This window comes from Pseudonocardia xishanensis, from assembly GCF_039541715.1.
GTDB classification, from domain to species: Bacteria; Actinomycetota; Actinomycetes; order Mycobacteriales; family Pseudonocardiaceae; genus Pseudonocardia; species Pseudonocardia xishanensis.
Genome location: NZ_BAABGT010000118.1, coordinates 1 through 5,691 on the forward strand (window position 1 = coordinate 1; position 5,691 = coordinate 5,691).

Consider the following 5,691-nt stretch of genomic DNA (forward strand, 5'->3'; position numbering starts at 1 on the left):
CCGCCGCGGCGCCCGCCGCCGCGAGCGGCGGTGCGGCGCCCGCCGCGGCGGCCACCACCGCGGACGGGGCGGTCGGCGGCGGGGTGATCCTGGCGGCGCAGCAGATCGTGATCACCCAGCCCACGGCGGGGCGGTTCGAGGCCTTCTCGACGACCTGCACCCACCAGGGCTGCGAGGTCACGGAGGTGACGGACGGCCAGATCGTGTGCCCCTGCCACGGCAGCCGGTTCGCCGTGGCGGACGGCAGTGTGACGGACGGCCCAGCGGGGTCCCCGCTGCCCGCGCGGGCGATCGCGGTGTCAGGAGACTTCATCACCCTGGCCTGAGCTGGGGAAACGGGCCGTCGGCGCGGACGGCGCGCCTCCCGCGGCCGCCCGGGTGTGGGGTCCAGATCACGATGGACCGACCTGACCCGCGCCGCGGCCGCTCACTAGACTCCCAGCCACCCCGGGTAGCGACGACGCACCACGGCGTGTGCGCTCGCCGGGGTCGGTGAGGAGTGGCGCATGACCCCGCAGGACGCACCGACCGACCAGGTCGACGAGCAGGAGCTCGAGGCGGCTGCCCCGGAGCCCCCGGAGCACCTCGTCCTCGCGGCGGAGTTCGCCGAGGCGAGCCGGGACGAGTGGGCCGCCGCGGTCGACGGGGTGCTGCGCAAGTCGGGCCGGATCACCGACGACGCCGCGCTCGGCGCGGGCGTGGACAAGCTGACGTGGAGCACCGCGGACGGCCTGCGCGTGCGTCCGCTCTACAGCGCCGAGGACGTCGAGGGCTTGCCCGCGACCGGGGTCCCCGGCGCGCTGCCGTTCACCCGCGGCTCGGGGGACCGGGAGCGGTGGGACGTCCGCCAGCACCACGCCGCGGAGAACGGCACCACCGCCCGCGCGGCGGTCCTGGCCGACCTGGAGAACGGGGTCGCCTCCGTCTGGCTCGCCGTCGGCGCGGGCGGGGTCCCCGTGACCGAGCTGCCCGCGGTGCTGGACGAGGTCCTCCTCGACCTCGCCCCCGTGGTGCTCGACGCGGGCGTCGAGGCGACCGAGGCCGCCGAGGCGTTCCTCGCGCTGGCCGAGGCGAAGGGCGTCGCGAAGACCGCCCTGCTCGGCACCCTGGGCCTGGACCCGATCGGTCTGCGGGCGCGCTCCGGCGCGGGCCCCGAGGTCGCCTCCGTCGTCCCGCTCGCGACCCGGGTCGCCGAGGAGTACCCGCTGGTCAAGGCGGTCGTCGTGGACGCAACGCCGGTCCAGGAGGCGGGTGGCTCCGAGGGCCAGGAGCTGGGCTTCTCGCTCGCCGCGGGCGTCGCGTACCTGCGAGCGCTCACCGAGGCCGGGCTGTCGGTCGAGCGGGCCGCGGGCCTGCTGGAGTTCCGCTACGCCGCCACGGCCGAGCAGTTCCCGACCATCGCGAAGCTGCGCGCCGCGCGCCGGCTGTGGGGTCGGGTGCTGGAGGCGTCCGGCGCGAGCGGGCCCGGGCAGACCCAGCACGCCGTGGTGAGCCCGACGCTGTTCACCAGGCGTGACCCGTGGGTGAACATGCTGCGCGGCACCGTCGCCGGGTTCGCCGCGGGCGTCGGTGGGGCGGACGCGGTCACCGTGCCGCCCTTCGACATCGCGATCGGCGAGGCCGAGGGCTTCTCCCGGCGCGTCGCGCGGAACACCCAGTCGCTGCTGATCGAGGAGTCGCACCTGTCGCGGGTGCTCGACCCGGCGGGCGGCTCCTGGTACGTCGAGCACCTCACGGACGACCTCGCGAAGGCGGGCTGGGCCTTCTTCCAGGAGATCGAGGCCGCGGGCGGCGCCGTCGCGGCGCTGGACAACGGGCTCGTCGCCACGGCCGCGGCGGAGGTCCGGAGCGCGCGGGAGAAGGGGGTCGCCACCCGGCGGACCCCGTTGACCGGGGTGTCGGAGTTCCCGAACCTGGACGAGAAGCCGGTCGAGCGCACCCCGCTCCCGTCGCCCGTCGAGCGCGGGGGCCTGCCGCTGTACCGGCCGGCCGGTGCGTACGAGGGGTACCGGGACCGGTCGGACGCGGTGCTCGCCGAGACCGGGTCCCGCCCCACCGCCTTCCTCGCCACCCTGGGTCCGCTCGCGGCCTACACCGCGCGGGCGGGCTTCGCGCGCAACCTCCTGCAGGCCGGGGGCATCGCGGACGACGAGGCGGGCGCGACCGAGTCCGCCGAGGACGTGGTGAAGGCCTGGAACGGCAGCCCGGTCGTGGTGCTCTGCTCCACGGACGCGCTCTACGCCGAGCGGGCCGAGGCCACCGCCGCCGCCCTGCGCGAGGCGGGCGCCGCGCGCATCCTGCTGGCGGGCAAGGGGCCCGTGGACGGGGTGGACGGCTACCTGTACGCGGGCTGCGACGCCCTGGCCGTGATCGAGGACGTGTACGAGGCCCTGGAGGGTGCCCAGTGACCAGTCCGGCGAGTATCCCCGACTTCACGACGGTCGGCCTGGCGTCCGAGGTCACGCCCGGCACGGAGTTCGCCGCGGGTGAGCCCTGGGAGTCCCCCGAGGGCATCCCGGTCCAGCGGCTCTACACCCCGGCGGACCTGGAGGGTGTGGACTTCCTGCACACCTACCCGGGCATCACGCCGTACCTGCGCGGGCCGTACCCGACGATGTACGCCAGCCAGCCGTGGACGGTCCGCCAGTACGCGGGCTTCTCCACCGCCACCGAGTCCAACGCCTTCTACCGGCGCAACCTCGCGGCCGGGCAGAAGGGCCTGTCGATCGCGTTCGACCTGGCCACGCACCGCGGCTACGACTCGGACCACCCGCGCGTCGGCGGAGACGTCGGCATGGCGGGCGTCGCGATCGACTCGATCTACGACATGCGCCAGCTCTTCGACGGCATCCCCCTGGACAGGATGTCCGTCTCGATGACCATGAACGGCGCCGTCCTGCCGGTGCTCGCGCTCTACATCGTCGCGGCCGAGGAGCAGGGGGTGGCACCGGAGCAGCTCGCGGGGACCATCCAGAACGACATCCTCAAGGAGTTCATGGTCCGCAACACCTACATCTACCCGCCGCAGCCGAGCATGCGGATCATCTCGGACATCTTCAGCTACACGAGCCGGAAGATGCCGAAGTTCAACTCGATCTCGATCTCCGGGTACCACATCCAGGAGGCCGGGGCGACGAACGACCTCGAGCTGGCCTACACCCTCGCCGACGGCGTGGAGTACCTGCGGTCCGGGATCGACGCGGGACTGGACGTGGACAGGTTCGCCCCCCGGCTGAGCTTCTTCTGGGCGATCGGGATGAACTTCTTCATGGAGGTCGCCAAGATGCGGGCCGCGCGCCTGCTCTGGTCGAAGCTCGTGAACGGGTTCGGGCCGAAGAACCCCAAGTCGCTGTCGCTGCGCACGCACTCGCAGACCTCCGGCTGGTCGCTGACCGCGCAGGACGTCTACAACAACGTGGTCCGCACCTGCATCGAGGCGATGGCCGCGACGCAGGGGCACACCCAGTCCCTCCACACCAACGCCCTCGACGAGGCCCTCGCGCTGCCCACCGACTTCTCCGCGCGCATCGCCCGCAACACCCAGCTGCTGCTGCAGCAGGAGTCCGGGACCACGAAGGTCATCGACCCGTGGGGCGGCTCGCACTACGTCGAGAAGCTGACCTACGACCTCGCGCGCCGTGCGTGGGGGCACATCACCGAGGTCGAGAAGGCGGGCGGGATGGCCCAGGCGATCGACGCCGGCATCCCGAAGCTGCGCGTCGAGGAGGCCGCGGCCCGCACGCAGGCCCGGATCGACTCGGGGCGGCAGCCGGTCATCGGCGTGAACAAGTACGTCGTCGAGTCCGACGAGGCGATCGACGTCCTCAAGGTCGACAACAAGCAGGTCCGCCGCGAGCAGCTGGAGAAGCTGGAGCGGCTGCGCGCCGAGCGGGACTCCCGCGCCGTGGACTCCGCGCTGGAGGCGCTGACGAACTCGGCGGCCGCGATCGCGGACGGGTCGGAGCGCGGCTTCGACCAGAACCTGCTGGCCCTGGCCGTCGACGCCGCCCGGGCGAAGGCCACGGTCGGCGAGATCTCCGACGCGCTGGAGAAGGTGTTCGGGCGGCACTCCGGGCAGATCAGGATCATCTCCGGCGTGTACTCCGACGAGGCCGGGTCCAGCCCGGCGATCACCCGCGCCCGCGAGCTCGTGGCCGAGTTCGCCGAGGAGGAGGGCCGCCAGCCCCGCATCCTCGTCGCGAAGATGGGGCAGGACGGCCACGACCGCGGCCAGAAGGTGATCGCCACGGCGTTCGCCGACCTCGGCTTCGACGTGGACGTTGGCCCGCTGTTCCAGACCCCGGCGGAGGTGGCGCGCCAGGCCGTCGAGGCGGACGTCCACGTCGTCGGGGCGAGCTCGCTCGCGGCCGGGCACCTCACCCTGGTGCCCGAGCTGAAGGAGGAGCTCGCGAAGCTGGACCGGGAGGACATCATGATCGTGGTCGGCGGCGTGATCCCGCCCGCGGACGTCCCGGAGCTGATCGAGATGGGCGCCGCCGCGGTCTTCCCGCCCGGCACGGTCATCTCCGAGGCGGCCATCGACCTGCTGGAGAAGCTGAAGGCGGCCCAGGGCTGATGCCGCGCCGGGTCGACGTCGAGACCCTCGCCAAGGGGGTCCTCGACGGCAACCGCACGTTGCTCGCCCGGGCGATCACGCTGGTCGAGTCGGCCAAGCCCGCGCACCGCGAGGAGGCCCAGCGGCTGCTGCTGGAGCTCACCCCGCACGCCGGGGGAGCGGTGCGGGTCGGGATCTCCGGGGTGCCCGGGGTCGGGAAGTCGACCTTCATCGAGGCCCTGGGCACCCGGCTGACCGGCCAGGGGCACAAGGTCGCGGTGCTCGCCGTCGACCCCTCGTCCACCCGGACGGGCGGCTCGATCCTGGGGGACAAGACCCGGATGGCCGCCCTGGCGGTGGATGACAACGCCTTCATCCGGCCCTCGCCCTCCGCGGGCACGCTCGGCGGGGTCGCCCGGCGCACCCGCGAGACGATGGTGCTGATGGAGGCCGCGGGGTACGACGTCGTGCTGGTCGAGACCGTGGGCGTCGGCCAGTCCGAGGTCACGGTGGCCGGGATGGTGGACACGTTCCTGTTCCTCACGATCGCGCGCACCGGCGACCAGCTGCAGGGGATCAAGAAGGGGATCCTGGAGCTGGCGGACGTCGTCGCCGTCAACAAGGCGGACGGGCCGCACGAGAACGAGGCCCGGTCCGCCGCGCGGGACCTGGCGGGCGCGCTGCACATGATGACGCCTGCCAGCGAGCACTGGCGTGCGCCGGTGATGTCCTGCTCGGCGCAGACCGGCAAGGGCTTGGACGAGGTGTGGGGCAAGGTCCTCGAGCACCGGGCGGCGCTCGAGAAGCACGGCGAGCTGGCCACGCGGCGCGCGGACCAGCAGGTCGAGTGGATGTGGGCGATGATCCGCGAGCAACTTCTGGACCGGCTGACCAGCGACCCGAAGGTCAGGCACCGCCTCCCCGAGGTGACGGCGGAGATCCGCGCGGGCACGCTGACCCCGACCCTGGCAGCCGAGCAGATCCTCGACCTGCTGGGTTGATCATCCCGGCGCGCCGGGGACGTGCGCTGACAGAACGCGCTGGTGGGCGCATGCTGGAGACATGACGGACCTGGCGGGGCAGGCGCGCGAGCGGGAGACGCCCGCCGCGCCCGCCGCGCCCGCCGCGCCCGCCGC

At 73.5% G+C, this 5,691-nt stretch carries 4 protein-coding genes; all 4 read left to right on the top strand.

The window, feature by feature from the left end:
- Positions 1 to 326: Rieske (2Fe-2S) protein (locus tag ABD993_RS33670; protein WP_345427249.1), on the top strand; the 326-nt coding region annotated here is incomplete at its 5' end.
- 180 nt (positions 327 to 506) lie between these two features.
- On the top strand, positions 507 to 2,408 hold the full coding sequence (locus tag ABD993_RS33675; RefSeq protein WP_345427251.1) for a methylmalonyl-CoA mutase family protein: 1,902 nt from the start codon (positions 507 to 509) through the stop codon (positions 2,406 to 2,408).
- Between the two features lie 38 nt (positions 2,409 to 2,446).
- Positions 2,447 to 4,576, top strand: a complete 2,130-nt coding sequence (gene scpA, locus ABD993_RS33680; RefSeq protein WP_345427255.1) for a methylmalonyl-CoA mutase — start codon at positions 2,447 to 2,449, stop codon at positions 4,574 to 4,576.
- Entirely contained in the window at positions 4,576 to 5,556 is a 981-nt protein-coding gene (gene meaB / locus ABD993_RS33685; RefSeq protein ID WP_345427253.1) for a methylmalonyl Co-A mutase-associated GTPase MeaB, read from the top strand. The genes scpA and meaB overlap by 1 nt, the downstream gene beginning before the upstream one ends.
- Positions 5,557 to 5,691 lie beyond the last annotated feature (135 nt).

What these genes read in the sequence shown, in the direction of transcription:
- ABD993_RS33675 (WP_345427251.1), top strand. Translation starts at nt 507, where the DNA reads ATGACCCCGCAGGACGCACCGACCGACCAGGTCGACGAGCAGGAGCTC.
- meaB (WP_345427253.1), top strand. Translation starts at nt 4,576, where the DNA reads ATGCCGCGCCGGGTCGACGTCGAGACCCTCGCCAAGGGGGTCCTCGAC.